The sequence below is a fragment of the Porticoccus litoralis genome (assembly GCF_030676955.1).
GTDB lineage: Bacteria > Pseudomonadota > Gammaproteobacteria > Pseudomonadales > Porticoccaceae > Porticoccus > Porticoccus litoralis.
In genome coordinates, this window is sequence record NZ_JAUUUU010000004.1 from 1 (window position 1) to 25,028 (window position 25,028).

23 protein-coding genes are annotated in these 25,028 nt (G+C 51.5%); 17 read left to right on the forward strand and 6 right to left on the reverse strand.

Annotated elements, in window-relative coordinates:
* The 9 genes from Q8A57_RS08230 to Q8A57_RS08270 all read left to right on the forward strand — a co-directional run.
* Positions 1–1,260 (forward strand): porin (locus tag Q8A57_RS08230; protein ID WP_305170555.1); only part of this gene is annotated, 1,260 nt, incomplete at its 5' end.
* Between the two features lie 85 nt (positions 1,261–1,345).
* A complete protein-coding gene (locus Q8A57_RS08235; RefSeq protein WP_305170556.1) occupies positions 1,346–3,013 on the forward strand; it encodes a pyrroloquinoline quinone-dependent dehydrogenase in 1,668 nt (555 codons plus the stop codon).
* A 79-nt stretch (positions 3,014–3,092) separates the two neighbouring features.
* A complete protein-coding gene (locus Q8A57_RS08240) occupies positions 3,093–3,560 on the forward strand; it encodes a c-type cytochrome (protein WP_305170557.1) in 468 nt (155 codons plus the stop codon).
* A gap of 53 nt (positions 3,561–3,613) precedes the next feature.
* Complete coding sequence (locus Q8A57_RS08245; protein WP_305170558.1) at positions 3,614–4,378, forward strand: substrate-binding periplasmic protein; 765 nt, start codon at positions 3,614–3,616, stop codon at positions 4,376–4,378.
* A 456-nt stretch (positions 4,379–4,834) separates the two neighbouring features.
* A complete protein-coding gene (locus Q8A57_RS08250; RefSeq protein ID WP_305170559.1) occupies positions 4,835–5,776 on the forward strand; it encodes an SHOCT domain-containing protein in 942 nt (313 codons plus the stop codon).
* 335 nt (positions 5,777–6,111) lie between these two features.
* Positions 6,112–6,384 (forward strand): hypothetical protein, encoded by a 273-nt coding sequence (locus Q8A57_RS08255; RefSeq protein ID WP_305170560.1) that lies wholly within the window; start codon positions 6,112–6,114, stop codon positions 6,382–6,384.
* A 71-nt stretch (positions 6,385–6,455) separates the two neighbouring features.
* A complete protein-coding gene (locus Q8A57_RS08260; RefSeq protein WP_305170561.1) occupies positions 6,456–7,379 on the forward strand; it encodes an SHOCT domain-containing protein in 924 nt (307 codons plus the stop codon).
* 419 nt (positions 7,380–7,798) lie between these two features.
* Entirely contained in the window at positions 7,799–9,142 is a 1,344-nt protein-coding gene (locus Q8A57_RS08265; RefSeq protein WP_305170562.1) for a porin, read from the forward strand.
* A 607-nt stretch (positions 9,143–9,749) separates the two neighbouring features.
* Positions 9,750–11,849, forward strand: a complete 2,100-nt coding sequence (locus tag Q8A57_RS08270) for a TonB-dependent receptor (protein WP_305170563.1) — start codon at positions 9,750–9,752, stop codon at positions 11,847–11,849.
* Positions 11,850–12,030: 181 nt separating this feature from the next.
* Here the strand turns inward: Q8A57_RS08270 and Q8A57_RS08275 are convergent, their stop codons facing one another.
* Both Q8A57_RS08275 and Q8A57_RS08280 read right to left on the reverse strand, forming a co-directional pair.
* Positions 12,031–13,380, reverse strand: coding sequence for a succinylglutamate desuccinylase/aspartoacylase family protein (locus tag Q8A57_RS08275; protein WP_305170564.1), 1,350 nt, complete (start codon positions 13,378–13,380; stop codon positions 12,031–12,033).
* Positions 13,381–13,499: 119 nt separating this feature from the next.
* A complete protein-coding gene (locus Q8A57_RS08280; RefSeq protein ID WP_305170565.1) occupies positions 13,500–14,630 on the reverse strand; it encodes an aminotransferase class V-fold PLP-dependent enzyme in 1,131 nt (376 codons plus the stop codon).
* 727 nt (positions 14,631–15,357) lie between these two features.
* Here Q8A57_RS08280 and Q8A57_RS08285 point away from each other — a divergent pair.
* From Q8A57_RS08285 to Q8A57_RS08300, 4 genes are all read left to right on the forward strand, one after another.
* Complete coding sequence (locus tag Q8A57_RS08285; protein WP_439651659.1) at positions 15,358–15,837, forward strand: TIGR00645 family protein; 480 nt, start codon at positions 15,358–15,360, stop codon at positions 15,835–15,837.
* Between the two features lie 229 nt (positions 15,838–16,066).
* Positions 16,067–16,423, forward strand: coding sequence for a group I truncated hemoglobin (locus Q8A57_RS08290; RefSeq protein ID WP_305170567.1), 357 nt, complete (start codon positions 16,067–16,069; stop codon positions 16,421–16,423).
* A gap of 8 nt (positions 16,424–16,431) precedes the next feature.
* A complete protein-coding gene (locus Q8A57_RS08295) occupies positions 16,432–17,391 on the forward strand; it encodes a 2Fe-2S iron-sulfur cluster binding domain-containing protein (RefSeq protein ID WP_305170568.1) in 960 nt (319 codons plus the stop codon).
* Between the two features lie 2 nt (positions 17,392–17,393).
* Positions 17,394–17,825, forward strand: a complete 432-nt coding sequence (locus Q8A57_RS08300) for an RrF2 family transcriptional regulator (RefSeq protein WP_305170569.1) — start codon at positions 17,394–17,396, stop codon at positions 17,823–17,825.
* 68 nt (positions 17,826–17,893) lie between these two features.
* Here the strand turns inward: Q8A57_RS08300 and Q8A57_RS08305 are convergent, their stop codons facing one another.
* The 4 genes from Q8A57_RS08305 to Q8A57_RS08320 form a co-directional block, all read right to left on the reverse strand.
* Positions 17,894–18,409, reverse strand: coding sequence for a tetratricopeptide repeat protein (locus tag Q8A57_RS08305; RefSeq protein ID WP_305170571.1), 516 nt, complete (start codon positions 18,407–18,409; stop codon positions 17,894–17,896).
* A 120-nt stretch (positions 18,410–18,529) separates the two neighbouring features.
* Complete coding sequence (locus Q8A57_RS08310) at positions 18,530–18,790, reverse strand: DUF5062 family protein (protein ID WP_305170572.1); 261 nt, start codon at positions 18,788–18,790, stop codon at positions 18,530–18,532.
* Between the two features lie 19 nt (positions 18,791–18,809).
* The gene (gene cysE, locus Q8A57_RS08315; protein WP_305170573.1) at positions 18,810–19,595 is read right to left on the reverse strand and encodes a serine O-acetyltransferase; all 786 of its coding nucleotides are present in this window, start codon (positions 19,593–19,595) and stop codon (positions 18,810–18,812) included.
* Between the two features lie 50 nt (positions 19,596–19,645).
* Entirely contained in the window at positions 19,646–20,371 is a 726-nt protein-coding gene (locus Q8A57_RS08320) for a ComF family protein (RefSeq protein WP_305170574.1), read from the reverse strand.
* A 90-nt stretch (positions 20,372–20,461) separates the two neighbouring features.
* Here Q8A57_RS08320 and bioB point away from each other — a divergent pair, with 90 nt between their 5' ends.
* From bioB to bioD, 4 genes are read left to right on the forward strand one after another with little or no spacing between them, the layout of a single operon-like run.
* Positions 20,462–21,520, forward strand: a complete 1,059-nt coding sequence (bioB, locus tag Q8A57_RS08325) for a biotin synthase BioB (RefSeq protein ID WP_305170575.1) — start codon at positions 20,462–20,464, stop codon at positions 21,518–21,520.
* Positions 21,521–21,561: 41 nt separating this feature from the next.
* Positions 21,562–22,749 (forward strand): 8-amino-7-oxononanoate synthase, encoded by a 1,188-nt coding sequence (gene bioF, locus Q8A57_RS08330; RefSeq protein ID WP_305170576.1) that lies wholly within the window; start codon positions 21,562–21,564, stop codon positions 22,747–22,749.
* Complete coding sequence (bioC, locus tag Q8A57_RS08335) at positions 22,749–24,350, forward strand: malonyl-ACP O-methyltransferase BioC (RefSeq protein WP_305170578.1); 1,602 nt, start codon at positions 22,749–22,751, stop codon at positions 24,348–24,350. The genes bioF and bioC overlap by 1 nt, the downstream gene beginning before the upstream one ends.
* Positions 24,343–25,026 carry a dethiobiotin synthase gene (gene bioD, locus Q8A57_RS08340; RefSeq protein WP_305170579.1) on the forward strand — a complete coding sequence of 228 codons (684 nt, stop codon included), beginning with the start codon at positions 24,343–24,345 and terminating at the stop codon, positions 25,024–25,026. Before bioC ends, bioD begins: the two co-directional genes overlap by 8 nt.
* Positions 25,027–25,028: the final 2 nt, after the last annotated feature.

Sequence of the window (25,028 nt, forward strand, 5' to 3'; positions counted from 1 at the left end):
GAAGAGGCGGCGGGACCTTCCTGGAATATATCCGGCTGGGTCAATGAAAGCATGTCTTACTACGATGATGGTGAAGGCAGCGACATGGTGCAGATGTCGGATAACGGTACCACGCTGGGTAGCCGGATCACGTTTTCCGGATCCACTAAACTGAACGGTGGTCTGGACGCCGGTTTTGATGTGACCATCGAACCGTTCTCCGGTAACCCGAACTTCACGGGTAACGGCAACCAGATCACACCGCTGGTGTTCTCCAACCAGGACAACATCGATAACTTCAATGGTGGTGATATCGGTCTGCTGGGCAGCAGCGTTTATCTCGGCGGCAGCTGGGGTAAAGTGACCATCGGTCTGCAAAGTATGCCAACGGATAACATCGGCGTACTCGGTGATCCTTCCATGACCATCTGGTCCGGCGTGGGCGCACTGTTCCGTGGTTCCGGCTTCTTTATTCGCGGCCTTAATGGCGAGGCGTTAGGCGGTGCCGTCAACTGGGGCAGTTTTGCCCAGTGTATGACGTCAAATGGTCTGGGTATCGGTATTGACTGTAACGGGGTATACCGCAACGGTATCCGTTATGACCTGCCCGCGTTTGGTCCTGTTAGCATTGCCGTTGGCTATGCCAATGACGATATCTACGATATTGCTGCCAAGTATGCTGAGAAGATTGGTGATGTAGAGGTCAGATTCCACCTTGGTTACGCCTATAACGCCAATGGTGCAGCTAACGTTGCAGAACGTACTATTAGCACCAGCTCTGTAGACACCGGTATGACAGCTGGTGGCGATCCAGTCATGGCAGACGTGACATCAGTAGCGTTGGGCGATACCGACTCAAAAATGTTTACCATGCAACTGGGTTTGTGGGATACCAATACCGGTTTGTTTGGAAACATTACCTATCAGCGTGAAGAGGCGGATGGCGATGTTTCTGACTACGCTGAAGATGAAAATGATGCGTATTACACCAAGCTGGGTATTCGCAAGCCCTTTACCAAGTTGGGTGATACGGCGTTTTACGTTGAGTACGGTCTGTACAAGGATCAGTACAGTGCAGCGATGGGTGAAGCCGGCATTACAGGCACAGAGCTGACCCGTACAGGTATGGCCCTGGAGCAGTACTTCGGCAGCAAGATGATCATTTACGGAAAATATGAGCAGCTCGACATTGATGTTGATGGCACACCGGCTGCTGAGAATGTCTATGATGATGTTGATGAGCTGGACCTGTTCTCCCTGGGTGTGACTTACTTCTTCTGATAATCAATATAAATGCAAGCCGGGTTATCCGGGGTGATAACCGGATAACCCGGTAACAATTAGAGAGATAGTTGGAGCGGAAATCATGAAACTACTAGGTTTAAAAAAATCGAAGCTGGTTGCGGGATGCTTGCTGGGTGCGGTGAGCATGCTATCAGTGGCTGTATCCGCAGCCGATAACCCCAATGACTGGCCTGAGTATTTGCGCGATTCAAAAGGCTGGCGCTACAGCCCTTTGGAGCAAATCAACAAGGATAACGTCAGCAAGCTGAAAGTTGCCTGGATTCACCAGCCCGGTGATATCCAAATGGGCTTGCAGGCTACGCCTATCGCTATTGATGGCGTTCTCTACTACGTTGCTGCAAACAACAATGTGTTTGCGGTCGACGGAAAAACCGGTAAAACCCTGTGGCACTACCAGCCTGAACTGGATCCCTTGGCGGCTGAAAGTTTCTGGGCTGCCCAGAGCCGTGGTGTCTCTGTGGGCCATGGCATGGTCTACCTGGGCACATTGGATGGGCGCTACATCGCACTTGACCAGAAGACCGGTAAGGTGAAGTGGGAAACCCAGATGACAGATTTCCAAAACTGTCAGGGTTGTAACTTTTCTTTCCCGCCGCAACTGGCGGGCAACATCCTCTACAGTGGCCACACCGGTGGTGACCAACCACAGCAAGGTAAAATCTTCGGTGTCAATGCCCTGACAGGTGAAAAGGTATGGACCTTTAACGCCATTAAGGATGATCCCAAGAGCTGGCCCGGAGATTCCGGCAAAGTGGGTGGTAGTGGCGCTTGGACTGTAGGTGTCTACGATGCCAAAACCGATACTATCCTTATCGGCACCAGTAATGCGGCGCCGGACTTCTACAGCGAAGGACGTAAAGGTGACAACCTGTACACCGCGACCATTCTGGCTCTGGAAGGCAAAACCGGTAAACTGAAGTGGCACCATCAGGAAGTACCCAACGATAGCTGGGATTATGATTCCGCCTACGAAATCATGACCATCGAGCACAAGGGTAAGGAACTGCTGGTTCACCTCAACAAAGGTGGCTACGTATCAGTACTTGATAAAGCTACTGGTAAGCCCTTCAACGTATGGAAGTTTGCCAAACTCGCCAACTGGGTAGATTCCATTGACCCCAAAACCGGCAAGCTGATTGGTCGTAAAGATCCAGTTCCCGGTCAGGAAGATATCTTCTGTCCTTCTGTACTGGGTGCCAGAAGCTGGAACCAGGCAGCCTATAACCCGAAAACCAAACTCTGGTATTCCAATGGCTGGGAATTCTGTAACCGCGTTGTTCCCGCCGCTCAGGATCCGGAAAAACTGGGCTGGGCCGGTGTCTACTTCGGTGTTTCCAAGCTGGAGCTGATTCCACCTCCGGGTGAAGAAGTAGGTTCATCTCGCCTGGACGCCCGTGACCCGATCACTGGTGAGCTGAAGTGGACCATTGATTACCCGGTTCCCGGCATGGGCTCTGTATTGACGACCGGCGGTGGTTTGGTCTTTAACGGCGATGCCACTGGTATCTTCAAGGCTTATGACGCCGAGAATGGCAAGGAACTTTGGAATTTCAATGCAGGTTCTGGCTTCCGTTCAGGTCCGATCAGTTATGCAGTAGACGGTAAGCAATACATTCTGGTTCCCAGTGGCCTAGGTGGCTTGGCACTTGGTTTTGCTACCGGTGCGTTCCCAAGCCTGGTTGGATTGCCTGGTGGTGCGGCGTTGATCGCGTTTACCCTGGAAGACTGAGTAAATTGCACTACCTGAAAAAAGGGGGGGCTTACTCCCCCCCCTTTTTTTTCTAACATTAGACAGATGAGGTCGTTTGATGATTGTTTTAAGAAGTAACCAGGGAAAAGAATGGTACGAACCCTGTTTAGCTCTGGCGGGGAAAGTGACTCATGCCGTTCGCCTGTGCATGTGGGTGGTGCTCCTGGCGTTGGGGCTTAATGCTGGAATGGCAATGGCTGGTGGTACGCCCACCAACGATGAAGGCGGCCCTCTGGGAGAGAACGAGGTAGCGCAAATCCTGGCTTCGCCTGAAGCGGCAGCAGCAGGAGAAGGCCTGTTTAATCAGGTGTGCGTGTATTGTCACGGTGCCAAGGGTATCGGTGGCAAGGCGCGAAAAATGCAGTGCCGAACTTATGACCCTAACTATCTCTTCAATACCATTGCCAATGGTAAGAAAAGAGGGGCGTTTGTGATGCCATCATGGAAGCAGAGCTATGATGACAAGACCATGTGGGAGTTGGCTTCCTACATCATGACCTTAAAAGACCTGGAGCATTGCCAGTGATTAGCGGTGCTAACCAGAAATTTTGAAATATTGAATACCCCGGGGTGCGTGTTATGAACAGACAAAAGTTACCTATATGGCTGAGCCTTATGCTGCTTTTGGGGATGGCTTTGCCTGTGAGTGCGGGTACGTTGGCGGAAATAAAGCATAAAAATGTTTTCAAAATCTGCGTCAATCGTCACGCGCTGCCTTTTTCAGAATCTGATGGTCCGCTGCCAGGCGCTCATGTCGAGATGGCAAAGCTGGTTGCGCGTGAGCTAGGTGTTTCGCTGGATTATTCATGGGTGACTTTCCGGCACCGTGCCAAGTACAACCAGTGCGATGCCTTTATGGGGGTTGCGGTCCTTGGTGATGGAGAAGGTTTTGTCAAAAAGACTCAGCCCTATCTTGATGTCAAGATGTATGTGGTGTCCAAACCAGGTTTGAACATCACTCGTCTTGAGGACCTGGATGGATTGAAAGTCGCGACCCCTAGCGCATCACTTGCCCACTCGATTTTGGTAAAAAGACCCAAGGTACAGCTGTTTGTCAGTTTGGTGGAAGATCATCAGATGCTGGATGCGGTCGCCAATGGAGATGTGGATGCGGCGGTTGTCGCCAACACGGGTATTGGTTGGTACAAGAAAAACCATCCCGATGTGGATTTTTCACTAACGTCGGCTGAATTTATCCATTCATTTAATGGCTATCCCATGGCCATTGGTCTGAGAAAAACGGATCAGGCGATGCTTGATCGGGTTAACGAGATTCTTGATAAGTTGACCAAAAGCGGAGAGCTACAGGAGATATTTAAGAAATATGGCATTGATCATAAATAAATATAGAAATCATAGTCGTATGCTCTAATGCTTTGACTTTAAAGGTTTTTATGTATTTTCACCATTACCTCCCTATAGCGCCTTAAGATTTTTTTGAGGCGCATTTTTTTATGTGTAAAGGAAATTGTTTCGGTAGGCAGTATCATCCGTAAGCAGGATCTGCCATCGACTTTTGACCACTATAGCTTTATGACAAAAAGGGTATGATTTCTTATCAGGCAAACTGCTGAGATTGGTTCAACATAGTGCTGTTACTCTAATGTTGTATTTTTCAGGTCTGCTGATAGTAAACAGAAGCTGTCTACAATATGCTCAACCTAGGCAGCTCAGATGCTACGTATTCGGTACCTGGTTTTGACAGGGAAGAGCTGTTGGCAAAGATTAGTTTGGTTTTTCAAAGCTGGTTTTGGGCGCGGGAAGCTGATTTCTTGGTTTAATAAAAAAAGGTAGTAAACAATGAAACATATACAACAATGGCTGGTTGTTCTTGGGTTAGCCCTATGTTGTCAGCAGACGTTGGCCTTCTCACTCTTCGACGGCGTCGATTTTAATCTGTTTGGCGATGATGAAGACGACGAGGTTGTCATCTGGCAATCGGGTCCCAACCAGTATTTCAAACTTGCTCCTCAAGCGGATCGGAACTTTGGGGACAGTGATCACCCGGTGGATATCAACAAAAGTGTTATAGAGGTCGGCTTGGGTCTAATCAAACTCAAGGGCAGTAATGCAGATTCGTTCAAATCTCTCAGGCCGGTTTTTGATGATCAACAAATCAGAGCCATGGCTACGTATATTGCCCAAGGGCTTAAAAGTGCCACAGCTAAGCAGGACATTATTTTCGTGATGGAAAAGTCCAAGCAGAAGCTGCTGGGGTTAAAGACAGATTCTTATTTTGTGGCTGGTAGAGCTTTTTACAAAGACGGCCACTTAAATATCATCATGGGTGATTATCAACGGGAGAGAAACCGGGGTTATGAAGCAGCATATGACCCCACCAATGCAGGGATTGTTAACTATAGTTTTGTGCATGGTAGTCGCTCCGGTAAGCCCGAGAGTAGTTTCCCCTTTGAGCGCTCAATAGAAAATCTTCCCGGCGTTGAAAACAAAGTGCTAAACGGAAACATCAGGCGTGACTGGTTTGTTGTCGACCTGACTGCTTCAGCAGAAGCTTATGCCCATCGAGAAGAGATGGAGCGACAACAGGAGTTGTCCCGCAAGCGCAAAGAACTGGAAGAAATTTTTGGGCAATCCCTACCTCAGATTGCTAATGGTAATCGAGCGGCCCCCAAAATGAGTCCTGAGGAGCGGTTGACGACCCTCAATGAGCTCAAAACCAAGGGTCTGGTGACAGAGGAAGAATACGAAACCAAAAGAAAACAGATACTTGAAGAGCTCTAAGTCGTTGTCTGCTTGATTGGCAGATTGAGGGGACGATTGCTCCAAAGTAGTATCCCAGAGAAAGAAAAATCCATACCTTTTGTGTAGAAAAGGCGTATGGCTGCTTTGAACGATGTCGTCTAAGGTGGAACAGCTAACACAACTGCGCTAACCCCGTGCCAGGGGGCATTGTGCTTGCTGTTTCACTGGGCAGGCAGCGGTCATCAGAAAGCTGCATGGTTTTAGTTTTGCCCGGCAAGCTCAACACTGTCTTCAGAGCTTTGGCTTATGCCGACAGACGTTGCGCAAGGCGAGCACGATGTGTCAATCCGGAATGTATCCAGAGGACCATCGATATGGAGCTTAGAGAATTTTTGAGGCAGGCCAGCAAGCGGGAACGTTCAGAGCTGGCTACAGCATGTAATGGATCTGTGTCATACCTGTATCAACTGGCTGGAAAGCACCGTTATGCCAGTGCACTTTTGGCGATCAGGATTGAACAGGTTTCCCGAAAGATGTCGTCGTCTACCCACGGTAGATTACAATGTGTACCCAGAGAGAGCCTGGTGCGCTCTCCAGAAGTATTTAACAACGTGGATGCGATTCTGAACGAGGAATATGCATCGTAAAAAATGGTTGGTTCTCGGAATAGGTCTGCGAATAAATGGTTTTCCGGGACAGTGTTGGACTGGTTGATGTTATGAAAGTAAGGCTGCTATCCGCGTGCTTTGTTGTATTTCTTTGCCTTATCCAAGTTGAACCAGTATTTGCCGCCAATCTTTTGGACAGCCTGAACATCGGTTTTCTCGGTGTGGATGAAAAGAAGTCGGAAAAGATTATCTGGCAGGATGGCCCCAACCGCTATATCAAGATCGTGCCTCAGGATTCCACAAACTTTGGTTTGAATGAGCATCCTGTAAACCTCAGTGCAGAGGACATCAACATCTCGTTGTCCCAGTTGAAAATCGACACTGGGCGTGGGGTGATTCCAGTTTTCTCTGAGGAGCAAATTATCCGGCTGAGTGCTGGATTGGCCTCAGGGTTGAGCGTTGCGAATACTGAACAGGACATTATCTTTGTTCTGGAAAAACCCGAATCACAAATGATGGGCCAGACAAATGCTGTTTTTTTCGTTGCCGGTCGCGTCTTTTACCAATGGGGACGGTTGAATCTGGTTTTGGGTGATTATGACCGTGTCAGAAATATCGGGTTTGAGTCAGCCTATGACCCGAAAAGTGCCGATACCCATAACTACCGTTTCGATCATGGAAAACGCACCAGTGAATCGGTTAGCCCTAACTTGATCGATAAAAAAGCCTTCGATACTCCAGGAATATCCAATAAATTTGTCACGAGTGGTCGTCGTTCTGACTGGTTTCAGGTGGACGTCAACAAAATTTCCAGTGCCTTTGATAAGCGTAAAAGGATGGCTTTCCAGCAGTCAAAAAGCGAAAAGCTTATGGAAATGCAGAGCCTGTTTGGATCTGGCTCAGGTGCCAGTCCTGTTACATCTGGACGGACCATTGAGGAGCGGCTGGTCTCGCTAAACAGTCTTAAAAATAAAGGCCTGATTAGTGAAGAAGAATACAGCCTGAAAAGAAAACAGATTCTGGACGACTTGTAGGAAGAAGTAATACTCGTGGTCAGGGCAAATGGCCACTCATCTCAGGGGTTTTGATTGGGTGTTTTCCCGAGGTGTTTAATTTTCATTCTGTATCAATCATTGATTACCAGCAGCCACTTTCATTTGACGTCACGGTTTATTTGGAATTCTCTATTTGTTCTCATCGATGTCGACACAGGTCGACAGATGCTTGTCATTGCTTCTCAGTGCTAAATTAAAAAATACTTATTGATTAATAAATTCATACTATCAGTGGATAAAAGTTCACTCTGCTTAGTAGTAATTTCCCATGTGCGTCTATTGCCTTGAATTAGTGTTAATGCTGTTTGGGTGTAATACCGGCGCAGGGATGAGGCCGCACTGATCCACTCAGGCATGGCCCCATTACATCTAATAAAACAATATTTGGGTGAGCTTCTATGTTGAGTAAAAAAACAGCAATCAGAGTTGCAAGCACTTTGATACTGTCATCGACAACAGCATTTTCAGTGACGGCTTTCGCGGAAGAGGCGGCGGGACCTTCCTGGAATATATCCGGCTGGGTCAATGAAAGCATGTCTTACTACGATGATGGTGAAGGCAGCGACATGGTGCAGATGTCGGATAACGGTACCACGCTGGGTAGCCGGATCACGTTTTCCGGATCCACTAAACTGAACGGTGGTCTGGACGCCGGTTTTGATGTGACCATCGAACCGTTCTCCGGTAACCCGAACTTCACGGGTAACGGCAACCAGATCACACCGCTGGTGTTCTCCAACCAGGACAACATCGATAACTTCAATGGTGGTGATATCGGTCTGTTGGGTAGCAGTGTATTCCTCGGTGGCAGCTGGGGTAAGGTCACTATCGGTCTGCAAAGTATGCCAACGGATAACATCGGCGTACTCGGTGATCCTTCCATGACCATCTGGTCCGGCGTGGGCGCACTGTTCCGTGGTTCCGGCTTCTTTATTCGCGGCCTTAATGGCGAGGCGTTAGGCGGTGCCGTCAACTGGGGCAGTTTTGCCCAGTGTATGACGTCAAATGGTCTGGGTATCGGTATTGACTGTAACGGGGTATACCGCAACGGTATCCGTTATGACCTGCCCGCGTTTGGTCCTGTTAGCATTGCCGTTGGCTATGCCAATGACGATATCTACGATATTGCTGCCAAGTATGCTGAGAAGATTGGTGATGTAGAGGTCAGATTCCACCTTGGTTACGCCTATAACGCCAATGGTGCAGCTAACGTTGCAGAACGTACTATTAGCACCAGCTCTGTAGACACCGGTATGACAGCTGGTGGCGATCCAGTCATGGCAGACGTGACATCAGTAGCGTTGGGCGATACCGACTCAAAAATGTTTACCATGCAACTGGGTTTGTGGGATACCAATACCGGTTTGTTTGGAAACATTACCTATCAGCGTGAAGAGGCGGATGGCGATGTTTCTGACTACGCTGAAGATGAAAATGATGCGTATTACACCAAGCTGGGTATTCGCAAGCCCTTTACCAAGTTGGGTGATACGGCGTTTTACGTTGAGTACGGTCTGTACAAGGATCAGTACAGTGCAGCGATGGGTGAAGCCGGCATTACAGGCACAGAGCTGACCCGTACAGGTATGGCCCTGGAGCAGTACTTCGGCAGCAAGATGATCATTTACGGAAAATATGAGCAGCTCGACATTGATGTTGATGGCACACCGGCTGCTGAGAATGTCTATGATGATGTTGATGAGCTGGACCTGTTCTCCCTGGGTGTGACTTACTTCTTCTGAGTCAATAAGGCCTGTTTAGGCAGGGCTGATATAAATCGGCGGCAATGTTTGGCAAAAAAATCGTCCATTGCCGCCAGTTTTCCAGAGAGGGTCTCCCAGCCCTCTCTTTTTTATATCCATTTATTAGGCCCTGGGATAAGCAGTAACATCTATTTTATGGGTGGTGAGATAGGTTGATCACAAGGAAAGTATGAGCGCTATGAAGTAGTCCTCATGGCCAGTGGGTGGGAGTCAAATCCTATAATGTAGTATTAAAAAAGCAAAAAGAAAGGCGCCCGGCAACCTCGCATTAGAGGCTGTGGTGACGCAGACAATTCTTCAAGAAACAATTTTCCCATCGGTGGGTTCGGAGTGTTCTGTTCTTTGTGGCATATCATTTTCGGGTTGTGTAGACATCGAGGACGTATGATCGAGCCGGTGCAGTAAAATTGTGATGGGACAAATAACGATAATCATCAGAGGTTTTTGGTAGCGACGAGGTACCAGAGCGGCGGATACAGAAGATCCGCTGTTTCTCGGCAAGGGAGCGCCATCAGCTGTCTGGTTAGGTTTGCGCTGGCAGATCCAGGCATGCAAGTAAACTAGAGAAGTATAGGGGTGAGCACTAATGACAAAAAATAAACTTTCTGTGTTGGTTTTTGCACTGGCTGCGGCGGGCGTATGTAATGCGGAAGAAGCTGGTGGTCAGACAGAAGCAACAAACAATGGACCGACGGTACTGGAAACCATCGTGGTGACAGCTACGCGGGACGAGCAAACGTTACGCATGCTACCGGCCAGTGCCACCGTGGTAGATACCCAGTCGCTGGATATCACCAGCCATACTCATATTCAGGAAGCCCTGGTCCGTGTGCCCGGAGCCAATTTTGCTCGGGGTAATGGCCAGGAATACCTGCCCTCATTGCGCTCTGCCATCCTGACCGGGGCCGGAGGCTGTGGCAGCGTACTGACAGCAGTTGACGGTGTACCTTTGCGGGCATCCGGCTTCTGTAATATCAATGAATTATTCGACGGCCACACTGAGGTGGCTGAGCGCATTGAAGTGATCCGGGGTCCGGGCAGTGCGCTGTGGGGGGCCAATGCCATGAACGGCGTGATAAATGTCATCAGCCCCCGAGTCACAGATGAGCCTGAATACCGTCTGGGTGTCGAGGGCGGCCCCCACGACTATATGCGGATGAAGTTTTCTGCATCGCGCAGAATGGGTGACCATGGCCTAAGGGCGGACCTTTCCATGGGGCACGACGGCGGCTACCGCCACGACTCCGGTTTTGATCAGCAGAAACTGACTTTGCGTCATGAATATGACGGTGAGCAGGTGTCAGTGGCGAGCACCTTGTCCATGACCAACTTAAACCAGGAGACCGCTGGTTATATCGTCGGAGATGAAATCTACCGCGACAGACGTGAAAGAAATGAAAACCCCAATCCTGAAGCCTACCGGGATACGCAGAGTGTGCGTTGGGCCAGCCATATCAAGTACCGCCTCGACGATAGTTCATTCCTGTCTTTCACACCGTATGCCCGCTATACCGATATGGATTTCCTGCAGCATTTTCTGCCCGGTACTCCTCTGGAGGAAAATGGCCAGAAGAGTTTTGGTTTACAGTCGGCCTACCATAAGCGTTTTGACAACTGGCAGATCGTGACAGGGCTGGATCTCGAATACACCGATGCTTTCCTCAAACAGGCCCAGGATGCGCCTACAGCGGGTAGTCCTTTCCTTATGGCGACTATCCCGGAAGGGAAGCACTATGATTACGAGGTGGATGCCATTGTGGCCGCACCGTTTATTCATACCAGCTGGCAGATGACCGAGCGCCTGTCTATGACGGCGGGCTTGCGCTATGAGGTTGTCCGCTATGATTACGACAACCGCATGCTGGACGGTCGTACCGATGAGGATGGCGTACCCTGCGGATTTGGCGGCTGTCGTTACAGTCGTCCGGCTGACCGCTTTGATCGTTTTGAAAGTTGGTCACCCAAATTTGGTCTGGTTTATGACCTGGCGGACGACCATCAGGTCTACCTCAACCTGGCTCAGGGTTTCCGAGCGCCCCAGGCAACAGAACTCTACCGGTTGCAGAATGCTCAGGATAAGGCTCACCTGGAGTCAGAAGAGGTGCTGAGCGCTGAGATTGGCGCCCGTGGTCAATATGATCGCCTGTCTTACGAGATCGCTCTTTACGCCATGAAGAAGCGTCATGAGATTTTCCAGGATTCTTCCCGCCTTAATGTAGACGATGGTGAGATCCGTTCCCGAGGTATAGAAGTGGGACTTGGTTACCGCTTTAACGAGCAGTGGGATATGGCCCTGGCAGCCAGTTATGCCGAGCACGAGTACAGCAACCATAGGTTTTCCGGCAGTACCGACATCTATGAAAATGATGTAGATGGTGCACCGCATGATTTCGGCAGTGCCCGTGTTGGGTGGAACTTTTTACCCGGTGCCCGAGCAGAACTGGAGTGGGTACATCAGGGTGAGTACTACACGGACCCTGAAAATGAGCACAGTTACGATGGACACAATATCTTCAACCTTTACAGTTTCTGGCGTTTGAACCCTGCCTGGAAGCTCAATGTGCGTGTTACCAACCTGCTGGACCGTAAGTATGCAGAGCGTGCGGATTACACTTCCTTTGGTGGAGATCGTTATTTCCCTGGAGAACCCCGTGCACTGTATGTGGGCGTAGAGCGGAAGTGGTGATGAAAAACGCTTAGCCGAACCATCAGTTCGGCCAGCTGCAGTCAATTCCGCCGGTTTTATTCCCCGTTGGGGCATAGCCGGCGGTTTTTTTATGGGAGACAAAATTCGATCTATGGTATGTCAGAAAGCTAATTCGCAGGTCTTTGTTTGATGGGTATGCAAGACCGGGCTCCTGGCATGACTACTCTGCAGGGACTTCTGCTTCCGTGCCGATGTGGTAGGCGGCGAAACCTGACATCACCACCTGGTCTACCGCCATACCAATAATCCTGCCGATGCCTTTCGCCTTGATGGGGTATTGCGCGTTGGTAATCGGGTCGGTGACCACGCCTAGTACCTGCCCCTTGATGACCTGTGCGCCGAGGGTGATTTTGCTGGAAAGAATGCCGCCGTACTCCGCTCGAATCCAGTAGGAATCGTAATAGATCGGTTCTGGGTCGCCCCATGTGAAAAGTCTGGAAATCATGCCCTGCTTTTCCATAAGACTGTGCAGGCTGTTCACTCCGGCCTTTATCTGGTGTTGCTGTATGCGAAGAGATTCACCAGCTTCCATGGTGACTGCGGTGATACCCATGGCCAGTGCGGCAGTTCGCAGCATCCCGCGGGTGCCAGTGCTGTGAACAACGGCGATACGGTCAAAGCCGCCGGTAAACGTAGCGACTTTCGGGTTGTTCATGTCAGCTCGTAATTGTGGCAGGTTGGTGCGCCGCAACGAGCCGGTATGAATGTCTACAAGCATGTCGCAGTGTCTGATCACCTGTGAAAATAGCGCGTGGGCAAAGCGTTCTGCCACATGGCCATCTGCCTTGCCGGGAAAGTGGCGGTTCAGATCCCGACGATCTGGCAGGTAGCGATTGCCCTGCTGAAATCCTTGCAGGTTGACGATAGGAACGCCGATCACTTTTCCAGAGAGCTCGGTAGGGTCCAGGTCATACAGTACCCGGCGAACAATTTCGATACCGTTCAGCTCGTCTCCATGTATGGCTGCCACCAGGCATAACGTGGGGCCCGATTTGATACCGTTGACCACCAGCACGGGGGTTGGCGATGAGAGCCCACTGATTTGCAGGCCCGGAGACCAACCAATGCGTGTGGAGGTGCCGGGTAACACCTCGGTGTCGAGCAGGGTAATACTGTTAGGGGGCGTGGTTTCCGGCTTTAGTTCGGGGGTTCTGGGTTCAGGCTGGATGTCCTGGGGTTGTTCAGGATTCTCCGGTTCAGTAAAAAAAGATTTTGACGTTTGGGCAGGTGCTACTTCCTTCAGGTCAATATTGGGCGCAATCTTGTGTGGTTTGTCTTGTATATCTTCGGCATTACCATAGGCCCTGGAGAACGTAGGTTGTGTTGATGTTGTTTGACGAGGCAGGGAGTCATCAATGTCTGCTACATCCTCGTCCTCATCCTCAGTCTCCTCTGTCACCACTTCTTCATTTTCGTCCAGATCACCTTCAGCCAGAACTCCTGGCGTCGCCAAGGCGATTAGCAGAATGAGCAGTATGGTAGAGAAAGCTTTTGATAGGCCGAAACACATAGCAGCGGAGCTTTTGAGACGAAAAGTCAACAGTAGAGATAACAGCGTATGAGTATAACACTGCCCACCCTCCAGTCCGGGACAGAATCCCGGCTGAAAAGGTAGTTGTGGTCCTGAAATTAACGGATGACCTTATCTATAGCGTTATTGAGATTGGCGACCGTGCGCTCAATATTATGCAGTTTGTCGAGCCCAAAAAGACCGATACGGAAGGTTTGGAATCCTTCCGGCTCATCGCATTGCAGGGGCACACCCGCAGCAATTTGCAGGCCTTCTGCAAGAAATTTTTTGCCGTTGTGTATATCAGGATCCTTGGTGTAGCTAACCACAACCCCCGGAGCCTGGAAGCCTTCAGCGGCAACGCTTTTGATACCTTTTTCTCTCAGCAGGGTTCGCACACGCTTGCCCAGCTCAATCTGCTCTTGGCGCACCTTTTCAAAACCGTAGGCTTGGGTTTCTTTCATGGTGTCCCGGAATTTCAATAGGGCATCAGTTGGCATGGTGGCGTGGTAAGCGTGGCCACCATTCTCGTAGGCTTCCATAATCTGCAGCCACTTTTTCAGATCACAGGCAAAACTGCTGCTCACTGTGTCGTCAATACGTTTACGGGCTTCTTCTCCGAGCATCACCAGCGCACTACAGGGCGATGCGCTCCAGCCTTTCTGGGGCGCACTGATCAGAATATCAACACCCAGCGATTTCATGTCGACCCATAATGTACCGGAGGCAATGCAGTCCAGTACAAACATGCCACCCACGGAGTGAACTGCCTCTGAAACTGCGCGAATGTAGTCATCCGGCAGGAGCATGCCGGAGGCCGTCTCCACATGGGGTGCAAACACCATGTCCGGTTTTTCTGCCTGGATGGCGGCAACAACCTCTTCAATAGGAGCCGGAGCCAGGGCCGGGGTTTCTGAGTCATCTACCGGTCGGGCTTTCATGACGATATTCTGATCGCTGATATGTCCCATCTCGAGAATCTGGCTCCAGCGAAAGCTGAACCAGCCATTGCGAATGATCAGGCATTTTTTCCCCGTAGCGAACTGTCGCGCCACTGCTTCCATACCATAGGTACCACCTCCCGGGACAACCACCACGGCAGTGGCGTTATAAACCTCTTTAAGGGTGCTGGAAATGTCATTCATGACGGATTGAAAGCGCTTGGACATATGGTTTAGTGAACGGTCCGTAAAGACGACGGAATATTCAAGCAGGCCATCCGGATCAGTGTCGGGTAGTAAGCCGGGCATGGGGAGCTCCTTTTAATAGTTTTCTAGTAGTTATCGGGTCATATTTCTTAGAGGTTGCCGATTATATTTTAACCGGGCCAGGAATCCCAAAATGCTGACAGAGTCCTGACTTGAAAGAAACGTCAGTTGCTGAAGAAAGGCGGACCAAATGACACATAAAACACCTCAAAAACCGGCTCGCCAAAAAATTTTGGAGTCTCTCTAAGGTGTTGATTTCTGTCAAAAAAAGCTATATTTTTGTTCCAGCATTCAACAAAAGAGGGGGTTTTTCCATCTGCGATGAATGTATTATTAATAGCATGTTAATGCAGTGATTATTAACCGACAATAAGATGTTGAGGGTACTATGGCTAGATATATTGTGACTAAAAACGCACAAGAAAATGGGGATCATATTGTGCACAACATGGGCACCTGGTGTCCGGATTTACCTGATTCAGTAGATCAGAAATCGTTGGGTAACTTCCCCACCTGTCGCGCGGCTATTCGTGAAGCTAAAAAACACTTCGAACATGTCAACGGCTGTTTCAAGTGTTCACGACAATGCCATGTCGCGTAATCTGCTAAGAAGAGCGAAAGGGCCATTTTAGATGGCCCTTTTTTTTGGTTTTTAGCCGGTAACATGCCAATCGGCATGGAGGACGGTCGCCTTTATCAACTCCCCTAGATAAACTTCTTTAATCTTGTGAGCTAACCGTTTTATGCGAAGGATGTAATGATGGAAAAGATGTTCGAGAACACGATGTATGCCACCCGGTGGTTGCTGGCACCCATTTACTTCGGCCTCAGTTTCGCGTTATTGGCGCTGGGTGTGAAATTTTTTGCCGAAGTGATTCATACACTACCTATGATCCTCAGTATGTCCGAGATGGATCTGATTCTGGTGGTACTGTCACTGGTAGACATTTCGCTGGTGGGCGGGTTGATCGTGATGGTGATGTTTTCTGGCTATGAGAATTTTGTCTCGCAACTGGACCTGGATGAATCCAATGACAAATTGAGTTGGTTGGGCAAACTGGACACCAGCTCACTGAAAAATAAGGTGGCGGCTTCTATTGTGGCCATTTCCTCCATTCATCTCCTGAAGATCTTTATGAATGCCCATGAAATCGCAAACGACAAGATCCTCTGGTATGTGGTACTGCACATGACCTTTGTTATTTCTGCATTTGTGATGGGCCTTCTGGATACCATGACACGAAAATAAGCTCCGCCTGTGGGGTATCGACTGATTGGATTTAACCAGAATTACTGCCCAGCTTTGACCCGGCCACGGCCAGTTTTTGCTCCAATTTGAGGCAAAGGCAGGCCGCAAGGCGCTCTAATGCCTGTGGCAGGCAAAAAACCTTTTATATTTCAATGCAGTAAATTTTGGCACCGAGTTTGCTAAGTTAATTGTTGTATTCCTGATACAACAATTAACTTGAGGTGTTCCAATGAGCTTGTATGAAAAACTGGGCGGCGACGCTGCTGTAGATGCTGCCGTTGATATTTTTTACCGTAAAGTCCTGATGGATGACCGTATCAACCAATATTTTGATGGTGTTGATATGGCCGGTCAGTCCCAAAAGCAGAAAGCCTTCCTGACTATGGTGCTGGGCGGCCCAAACAGCTACACCGGCAAGGATATGCGTGAAGGGCACAAGCATCTGACGGGTCTGAATGACACTCATGTTGATGCGGTGATCGAATTGTTGGGTGAGACTCTCAAGGAACTGGGCGTCGGCGATGAAGATATCGGTGAAGTGGCGGCCCTGGCCAATAGTGTTCGTGATGACGTACTGAATCGCTGAAATAGCTCATGGCAGTCGTTCGTTACAGTGACCGGGCTATCGATGTCCCGGAAGGCGAGACGCTTTTATCCGCCCTGGAAGGGGCGGATATTGCTGTCCCCAATAGTTGCCGTGCGGGGCTCTGTCACTCCTGCATAATGGTGGCTCACGATAGCCCAATCCCCGAGAAAGCTCAGGCCGGGCTTTCTTCACAACAGATTGCACAGAGTTACTTCCTGGCCTGCCAGTGTTACCCCGAATCCGATATGGAGGTTTCGTTGGGTGATGCTGAGCGCCGCTATGATGCGGTGATGACGTACAAGGAGCCCTTGAACCAGGGGGTGCTGAAAGTCCGTTTTAAAACAGATATGCCCTGGTTTGCCGGTCAGTACACCAGCGTGTGGAAAAACCTGGCTGACGGACGTAGTTTTTCCATCGCCAGCATGCCGGAAGATGGACATATAGAGTTGCACGTGCGACGTCGTTCCAATGGTGTGATCAGCAGTTGGCTGGAGCACGAAATGCAGGAAGGCGACAGCTGCCAGTTAAGTTCGGCCCGCGGACATTGTTTCTACAATCCCGGTGCTGAAGAACAAACGCTTGTGTTGGCAGGTACCGGTACGGGACTGGCGCCGTTGTATGGTGTGGCCCGGCAGGCATTGGCCAATGATCATCGGGGAGATATTCATCTGTACTCCGCTTCCGGCAGCCCCGACCAGTTATACTTGGTGGATGAGTTGGTTGATCTGGCCGGCCGTCATGAAAATTTCCACTATCACCGTGTGGTAAAGCGGGAAGCAGAGCAGGATCCGCAATTACATCAGGGTGACCTGGTTGATATTGTCAGTCGCCGTCACACTGATCTTAAACAACACCGGATTTATCTCTGTGGAGCGCCGGGCATGGTCAAGAAACTGCAGAAATTGAGTTTTCTCCAAGGCGCAGCGCTCACCGATATTCTTGTAGATGCGTTTGAGGCCCCGGCTTAAGCATGCAGTTAACTCGATTTACCGACTATGGCCTGCGGGTACTGATTCATCTCAGCAGTCAGCCCCCGGGGGTTCGCGTAGGTCTGGATTTTCTGGCGGAGCGCTTCAATATGAACCGCCACCATCTTTACAAAGTCAGTCAGCGGCTGTCTCAGCTGGGCTGGATATCATCAGCCCGAGGCAAAAATGGCGGTATTGTTCTGGAACCGGATACACGCCAGAAAAATCTACTGGAAATCATCAGTGAGCTGGAAGAAACCATGGAGCCGATTGACTGCAAAGGTATCCAGTGCCCCATAGCCAGCCAATGTAAGTTACAGGGAGTTCTCGGCCTAGCGGCCCAGGCCTTCAGAAATGTTCTCGCCCAATACCGGCTGGATGATCTGCAGCAAAAAGATCTGCAAATGATCACAAAAGTTCTTGATATGGCCTGATCGTAATGGTCCCCAAAGGTGAATGATCGTCAGATTACACGGCGGGCAACTTGACTGATGCTGGCTTTTCAGGGGTTCATGGCATTGACCTGTTCCAGATATTGAATTGCCGGCTGGTAGCCAGCTTGAGCAGATCGTTTAAACCATTCATTACCCTGCTTTTCATCTTTCGCGACACCCATCCCGTTGTAGTAGAGGCCCCCAAGGGCATACATGGCTGCCGGATGACCGACATTGGCAGCTTTTTCATACCAGGGCACGGCTTTAGCGTAATCTTTTATCACCCCTTCGCCACTTTGATAAGCCCAGCCGGTTTCAAACATGCCGCCCGGGTGGCCTTGTTCGGCGGACTTCAGATACAGTTCAAACGCAGTCTTGAGATCTTTTTCTGTTCCCCAGCCCTCCCGGTAGAGTATTGCCAACGCAAATTGGGCATCGGCATCCCCGGTTTTGGCCAGTTCACTGAGTATTGCAAAGCCTTTATCCAGTTCACCTCCGCGAACCGCCTGGTACCCCTCTTCGAGGGTGGCTGCCATCACGGAAAAGGAAAGTAAGATGCCTACAAGGGCGCTTAAATATTTCACAGATACTCCTAAACGAGTCATTACAGGATGGTTGAATGCGGAATGGATGCCGATCATACAACGATTTATTTATAGAAGGTTTGATTCATCGTCCCGCTATGAGTTCACTTGTTGCCACAATCAGCCGAGCAGGGTGTGGCCTTCTGGCAACTGACGAGCCATCCATAAAGCCAATTTGTGCTTCATGTGCGGGATATCATGTTGCTCCTTGGCCAGAGGCTGAATCAGCTTGTCGTGAACCAGTAACTTGTAGATATACTCAACCTTCTCGTTGGCAGAGTCTGAAGCTTCAAATTTCGCCGCGCCGCGTTTTTCCGCATAGATCATGCCGATACGCAATGCTTCCTTTAACAGTTCCGGTTCATTTTTCAGCTTGGACATGACGTCTTCCTTCTTATTATTAGTCGCAACAGCCAGAAAGCCCCTGGTCCATTAGTTCTGCAGGGGCATCTATTTCTATCGTGCCGATCACTTCGGCAGGCACGCCGGCAACCACCGAGTGCGGGGGGATATTATTGAGCACCACGCTGGCAGCGGTGATTTTGGAGCCGGCACCAATTTCAATATTGCCCAGAATTTTGGCACCGGGGCCGATCAGTACGCCGCGACGGACTTTGGGATGCCGGTCGCCGCTTTCCTTGCCGGTTCCGCCCAGGGTGACAGACTGCAGGATGGAAACGCAGTCCTCGATTACCGCAGTTTCCCCTACGACGATTCCCGTGGCGTGATCAAACATGATTCCGCGACCGATTTCTGCTGCCGGATGAATATCTACACCGAAAACGACGGAAATACGGTTTTGCAGTACCAGCGCCAGGGACTGGCGATTCTGTTGCCACAACCAGTGGGCTGCTCGCCAGGCCTGCAACGCATGGAAACCCTTGTAGTAAAGAAAGGTTGAAAATAGGTTCTGGCAGGCGGAATCCCGATTGTAGATAGCCAGGATGTCACAGTTGACCTTGTCTTCCATATCCTGGTCCCCGGAGAAAGCTTCCTCGAACACTTCATGCAAAGTCAGGGATGAGGTGGCATCACAGCCGAGTTTCTCTGCGAGCAAAAAACTCAGTGCTTCCAGTATCGAGTCATGTTTCAGGATGGTGACCTGGAGAAAGCTGGCTAATACCGGCTCTTCATTGGCGACGGCAGCGGCATCCTGCTGGATTTCTTGCCAAAGGGATAGGCTCATAACATCAAAAAGTCACTTGGGGTCAGCGCATCATTATCGGGGCGCTAGGGTTATTTTTCCAGCGGCGTGCGAGCTAGGCACCAGACATTCACGCGACGGGCGCCGCCGGACATCAGCATCCTGCTCAGTTCATTGATGGTGCTACCGGTGGTGACCACATCGTCCACCAGTGCAATGGTTTTACCAGATACATCCCCCTTGAGGTGAAATGCACCTTTGAGGTTGTTAAGGCGTTGAGAACGCCGCTGACCCTGCTGTTGTGGTGTGTATCGCGTGCGTTGTAGAGCACGATGGTATACAGGTATGTCCAGCCGTCTGCCCAGGTAATTAGCTAGCCAGGTGGCCTGATTGAAACCCCTCTGCCAGAGACGCCGCCAGTGCAGCGGCACGGGGATCAATAACTCCGGTAATTCCTCCTGCTGGTTCAGGTTGCGCAACAGGAACTCCGTCAGCAGGGCACCAGCTGAGAATTTGCCGTGGTGTTTAAAGCGATTGATGAGCAAATTGATGGGAAATTCATAGCGCAGTGGGGCCAGACAGCTATGGAAGGGTGGCGGGTTGCTCTGGCACTGGCCACACAGAGCCAATGTCTCTATCTCCGCCCCGATGGGCAAGGCACAGATGGGACAGCATGACCGGTTTTGCGGTAATTCCCTCTCGCACCCGGAGCACAGGTCCACTGCCTGCCCGCTGGCCATGCCACAAATCAGACAACGGCCGGGGAGCAGTCGGTAACTTGCCCGGCGTAGCATAGTTGCCAGTTGCTGGTCGTCCATAGTAGTTAACCAGAAATCCTTTTTTTGGTTGACAGCGATCCATGCTCACTTATGATAACGAGCTGTCACCGACTATATGAGAGATGATTGATGCCCGCCAGCCAAGTTTCAGATATCCGCCACGACTGGACCCGTGATGAAGTATTGGCGCTGTTCAAGCAGCCCTTTAATGACCTGTTGTTCCAGGCCCAGGTGGTGCATCGACAACACTTCAACCCCAATGAGGTACAGCTCAGTACACTGCTGTCCATCAAGACCGGTGCTTGTCCTGAGGACTGTAAATACTGTCCCCAGAGCGCCCGTTACGATACCGGGCTGGAGAAAGAGCAGTTGATGGCCGTCGATCAGGTCATCGAAGAGGCCAAGGCTGCCAAGGCCAGTGGTGCCACCCGTTTCTGCATGGGCGCTGCCTGGCGTTCCCCCAAAGATAAGGATTTGCCCGCTGTAGCGGAAATGGTGCGCCAAGTGAAGGCGCTGGGTATGGAAACCTGTATGACCCTGGGCATGCTGAAAGAAGATCAGGCGCAGATGTTGGCCGATGCCGGGCTCGATTACTACAACCACAACCTGGACACTTCGCCGGAATACTACGGCGAAATTATCACCACCAGAACCTATCAGGATCGACTGAACACCCTGGACAGTGTGCGCCGCGCGGGCATGAAAGTCTGTGCAGGAGGCATCGTTGGTATGGGTGAGGGTGAGAAGGACCGTGCCGGACTGTTGATGCAGTTGGCCAACTTGCCCCAGCACCCGGAATCCGTACCGATCAATATGTTGGTGAAAGTGGCGGGAACCCCGCTGGATCAGCAGGATGACCTGGACCCGTTTGAGTTTATCCGCACCATCGCTGTGGCGCGTATTCTCATGCCGAAATCCCATGTGCGTCTCTCTGCCGGGCGCGAGGAAATGAACGACCAGATGCAGGCGCTGGCCTTTATGGCCGGGGCCAATTCCATTTTTTATTGTGAAAAACTGCTCACCACACCCAACCCCAAAGCTAACCGGGACATGGAATTGCTGGGCAGGCTCGGTATTGTGCCGGAAACCCGCCACGTGGCGAGGGACAGCGATGAAGAGGAACAGGCTTTGCGTCAGGCTGTGGCCGAAGCGGCAAGCGACCACCTTTTCTACAACGCGGCCAACTAGTTATCTGAGGGTGGCTGTCTGCTGGTCACCCGGGAGTTCATATGTCCCTATCCATGGATCAGCAACTGCAGAAGCGGTTGGCGCAGCGCCGGGCAGATAACCTCTACCGCCAGCGACACCTGTTACAGTCTGCGCAGAACAGCATTGTGCAGGTGGACGGCAAGACCTGTGTGGCCTTCTGCAGCAATGATTACCTAGGCCTCGCCAGCCACCCGGCAGTCATCGACAGTCTGCGCCGTGGTGTCGAGACTTACGGTGTCGGCAGCGGTGCCTCCCATCTTATTTACGGCCATTCCCAGGAACACCACGCCCTGGAAGAGGAACTGGCAGCCTTTACCGGACGCCCGAGAGCACTGTTGTTTTCCACTGGCTATATGGCCAACCTGGGGACTATTCGCGCCCTGGTGGACAAGGGTGACCATGTGTTTGAGGATCGCCTCAATCACGCTTCCCTGCTCGATGGTGGCCTGGCGAGCAATGCCCGTTGCCAACGGTATAAGCACCTCGATGTCAGTGATCTCGCCCGGCGCCTGGCGAAAACCGAAGGCGGGCGCAAGCTGGTGGTCACCGATGGTGTCTTCAGTATGGATGGCGATGTTGCTCCGCTGGTGGAGATGGCTGCTGTCTGCCGTCAGTACGATGGCTGGTTGATGGTGGATGACGCCCACGGCTTTGGCGTACTGGGTGAGAACGGTGGTGGCCTGGCGGAACAGTGCCAGCTGGACGTGGAAGAGCTGCCCATCCTGATGGGCACACTGGGCAAGGGCTTCGGTACCTTCGGCGCTTTTGTGGCCGGCTCTGAAGCCTTGGTCGATACCCTGATTCAGTATGCGCGTACCTATATTTACACCACGGCGCTGCCACCATCAGTGGCAGCGGCTACCCGTATCAGCCTGAAAATTCTGCGCCGTGAAAGTTGGCGGCGTGAAAAACTGCAAAGTCTGGTTTCACGCTTTAGACAGGGCATTGCCGATCTGGGACTGGAACTCATGGACTCATCGACCCCGATCCAGCCAGTGCTGCTGAAAAATGACGCGCTTTGCCAGAAAGTGGGAGAAAGGCTCCGCGAGAAAGGCTTTCTGGTGGGGGCGATTCGCCCGCCCACGGTGCCTGTGGGCAGTGCTCGGCTGCGGGTAACCCTGTGTGCTGAGCACACGGAGGAGCAGGTTGATGCCCTGGTGGATGCCATCGATAGCAGTCTTACCGAGCTGCAAAAGGAAGGCCTGTGATGGCGGCACCCCTGAAAAATCTCCCGGATGGCTCAGTCGCCGTGTATCACCATGCCTGTGAAGGAACTCCGATCCAGGAAGAGCCTTTGGTGTTGTTGCACGGGTGGGGGAGTGACAGCCACATCTGGCAGGAAATGCTACCCCTGCTGACGCCGCACTTTCATGTACTGCTGGTCGATTTGCCGGGTTTCGGTGAAAGTCCGGCACTGAATAACGATGATCCAGACGATTATATTGCGGCCCTGTTGGCGATACTGCCAGAACGGTGCAGCCTGGTGGGGTGGTCACTGGGGGGCATGCTGGCGACTGCACTGGCCAGCCGTTATCCGGACCGTATTGCCCATCTGTTGACCATCGCCAGTAACCCTGTGTTTGTGCAAGCAGAAGGCTGGTCTTCGGCCATGACCAGTGCTGAGTTTGCTGACTTCAATGAATCCTTTCGACAACAACCGGCGCTCTGCCTGAAACGTTTCCAGGGCTTGCAGTGCCGGGGAGATGACCACGAACGTGAGCTGATCAGACAACTTCGTGGTGTGTCCGGGGTTCCTTCCCATTCCCAGGAAGCCGCCTGGCGACGCGGTTTGGACTTGTTGCAGTTACTGGATAACCGCGCGGCGCTGGCCAGCCTGTCAGTACCCGGCCTGCATATATTCGGAGGGGCTGATCAGCTGGTTCCCAGCGCAACGGCCGCGGCACTTCAGGCACTGAACTCTGCCCAGCAGTCGGTTGTATTGGATGGGACCGCTCATATTCCCCTTCTCAGCTGCCCCCAGCGTTTGGCAGAGGAGATAATCCATTTTATTCAGACCGACCGCTACCGGCTGGATAAGACCCGCATCGCGCAATCGTTCAGCCGGGCGGCCAACAGCTATGACAGTGTGGCCCGACTGCAGCGTCAGGTAGGGCAGCAGTTGCTGGAGCAGCTGTCTCCCACTATGGAGCTGTTGTCGATTGTGGATCTGGGCTGCGGGACGGGATACTTCACCACTCGGCTGGCAGAACGTTATTCACCTGCTTCCCTGAAAGGCATTGATCTTGCTCAGGGGATGCTTGACTACGCACAGCAGCAACACGGCGACTGTGCCATCTGGCTTTGTGATGATGCGGAGTCGCTGTCTTTGCCGGATCAGAGTGTGGATCTGGTTTTTTCCAACCTGGCTTTCCAGTGGTGTGAACGGTTGCCACAACTCGCGGCGGAACTGGCGCGGGTGTTGAAGCCCGGTGGAGCTGTTGCGTTTACTTCGTTGGGGGAACAGACCCTGTGTGAGTTGCGCGATGCCTGGGCAACCGTGGATGGGTATGTGCATGTCAATCGCTTTCAGTCGGCGCAACATTGGCAGGAAGTTTTCGCCCAGGCAGGTTTCTGCTTCGAACATTTCAAGGTAGAGCCCGAGATATTGCAGTACAGAGACTTACGTCACCTGACGTCGGAACTGAAAGGATTGGGCGCGCACAATGTCAATCAGGGCCGTAACCCAAAAATGACCGGGCGCGATCCAATTCGCCGTTTAATGGCGGCTTACGAACGATTCCGTGACAGCGATGGCCAACTGCCCGCGACCTGGGAAGTGATTTATGGGGTCGCGAGAAAAGATGGCTAAGCAATTTTTTGTCACGGGCACCAATACCGGTGTCGGCAAAACACTGGTGACGTCAGCCCTGTTGTGTGCAGCCAGGCAACAGGGGCTGCGGACCATCGGTTTGAAGCCCGTGGCCGCAGGCTGTGAGTTGACCGAAGAGGGGTTGTGCAATGAGGATGCTCTAGCACTACAGGCACAGTCGTCTTTGCCGCTGAGTTATGCGCAGATCAACCCGGTGGCGCTGGCCCCGGCCATTGCTCCGCATATTGCCGCCGCCAGGGAAAACCGCCGCCTGAGCGCTGATCGCCTGGCAGGTTTTTGTCGCGGCTCTATGATGCTGCCATCAGATCTGCTGCTGGTTGAAGGGGCAGGGGGGTGGCGAGTGCCATTAAATGAGCGGGAAACTTTTGCAGATTTGGTTAAAATCCTGCAACTGCCGGTCATCTTGGTGGTCGGAATGGAATTGGGCTGTATTAATCACGCCCTATTGACCGCCGAGGCAATCCGTCGTGATGGCCTGGAGCTGGCAGGTTGGGTAGCCAATTCGGTCACGCCTGAAATGGATTGTTACGAAGACAATCTGGCTTGTTTACAACAGAGGTTAGATTGTCCATTGATCGCCGAATTGCCATTTCTGGCTGATAATTGTGTAGAACAGGCAGCAACTCATGTGGCAATCGATCAGTTGTTGCAGTAGTG

Bases quoted from the DNA above. Each gene is read 5' to 3' on its own strand.
- Q8A57_RS08245 (WP_305170558.1), top strand. From the start codon at position 3,614: ATGAACAGACAAAAGTTACCTATATGGCTGAGCCTTATGCTGCTTTTG.
- bioB (WP_305170575.1), top strand. From the start codon at position 20,462: ATGCCCGCCAGCCAAGTTTCAGATATCCGCCACGACTGGACCCGTGAT.
- cysE (WP_305170573.1), bottom strand. From the start codon at position 19,595: ATGAGCCTATCCCTTTGGCAAGAAATCCAGCAGGATGCCGCTGCCGTC.
- Q8A57_RS08265 (WP_305170562.1), top strand. From the start codon at position 7,799: ATGTTGAGTAAAAAAACAGCAATCAGAGTTGCAAGCACTTTGATACTG.
- Q8A57_RS08295 (WP_305170568.1), top strand. From the start codon at position 16,432: ATGGCAGTCGTTCGTTACAGTGACCGGGCTATCGATGTCCCGGAAGGC.
- Q8A57_RS08285 (WP_439651659.1), top strand. From the start codon at position 15,358: ATGTTCGAGAACACGATGTATGCCACCCGGTGGTTGCTGGCACCCATT.
- Q8A57_RS08240 (WP_305170557.1), top strand. From the start codon at position 3,093: ATGATTGTTTTAAGAAGTAACCAGGGAAAAGAATGGTACGAACCCTGT.
- bioF (WP_305170576.1), top strand. From the start codon at position 21,562: ATGTCCCTATCCATGGATCAGCAACTGCAGAAGCGGTTGGCGCAGCGC.
- bioD (WP_305170579.1), top strand. From the start codon at position 24,343: ATGGCTAAGCAATTTTTTGTCACGGGCACCAATACCGGTGTCGGCAAA.
- Q8A57_RS08310 (WP_305170572.1), bottom strand. From the start codon at position 18,790: ATGTCCAAGCTGAAAAATGAACCGGAACTGTTAAAGGAAGCATTGCGT.
- Q8A57_RS08235 (WP_305170556.1), top strand. From the start codon at position 1,346: ATGAAACTACTAGGTTTAAAAAAATCGAAGCTGGTTGCGGGATGCTTG.
- Q8A57_RS08300 (WP_305170569.1), top strand. From the start codon at position 17,394: ATGCAGTTAACTCGATTTACCGACTATGGCCTGCGGGTACTGATTCAT.
- Q8A57_RS08280 (WP_305170565.1), bottom strand. From the start codon at position 14,630: ATGCCCGGCTTACTACCCGACACTGATCCGGATGGCCTGCTTGAATAT.
- Q8A57_RS08275 (WP_305170564.1), bottom strand. From the start codon at position 13,380: ATGTGTTTCGGCCTATCAAAAGCTTTCTCTACCATACTGCTCATTCTG.
- Q8A57_RS08255 (WP_305170560.1), top strand. From the start codon at position 6,112: ATGGAGCTTAGAGAATTTTTGAGGCAGGCCAGCAAGCGGGAACGTTCA.
- Q8A57_RS08260 (WP_305170561.1), top strand. From the start codon at position 6,456: ATGAAAGTAAGGCTGCTATCCGCGTGCTTTGTTGTATTTCTTTGCCTT.
- Q8A57_RS08270 (WP_305170563.1), top strand. From the start codon at position 9,750: ATGACAAAAAATAAACTTTCTGTGTTGGTTTTTGCACTGGCTGCGGCG.
- bioC (WP_305170578.1), top strand. From the start codon at position 22,749: ATGGCGGCACCCCTGAAAAATCTCCCGGATGGCTCAGTCGCCGTGTAT.
- Q8A57_RS08320 (WP_305170574.1), bottom strand. From the start codon at position 20,371: ATGGACGACCAGCAACTGGCAACTATGCTACGCCGGGCAAGTTACCGA.
- Q8A57_RS08290 (WP_305170567.1), top strand. From the start codon at position 16,067: ATGAGCTTGTATGAAAAACTGGGCGGCGACGCTGCTGTAGATGCTGCC.
- Q8A57_RS08250 (WP_305170559.1), top strand. From the start codon at position 4,835: ATGAAACATATACAACAATGGCTGGTTGTTCTTGGGTTAGCCCTATGT.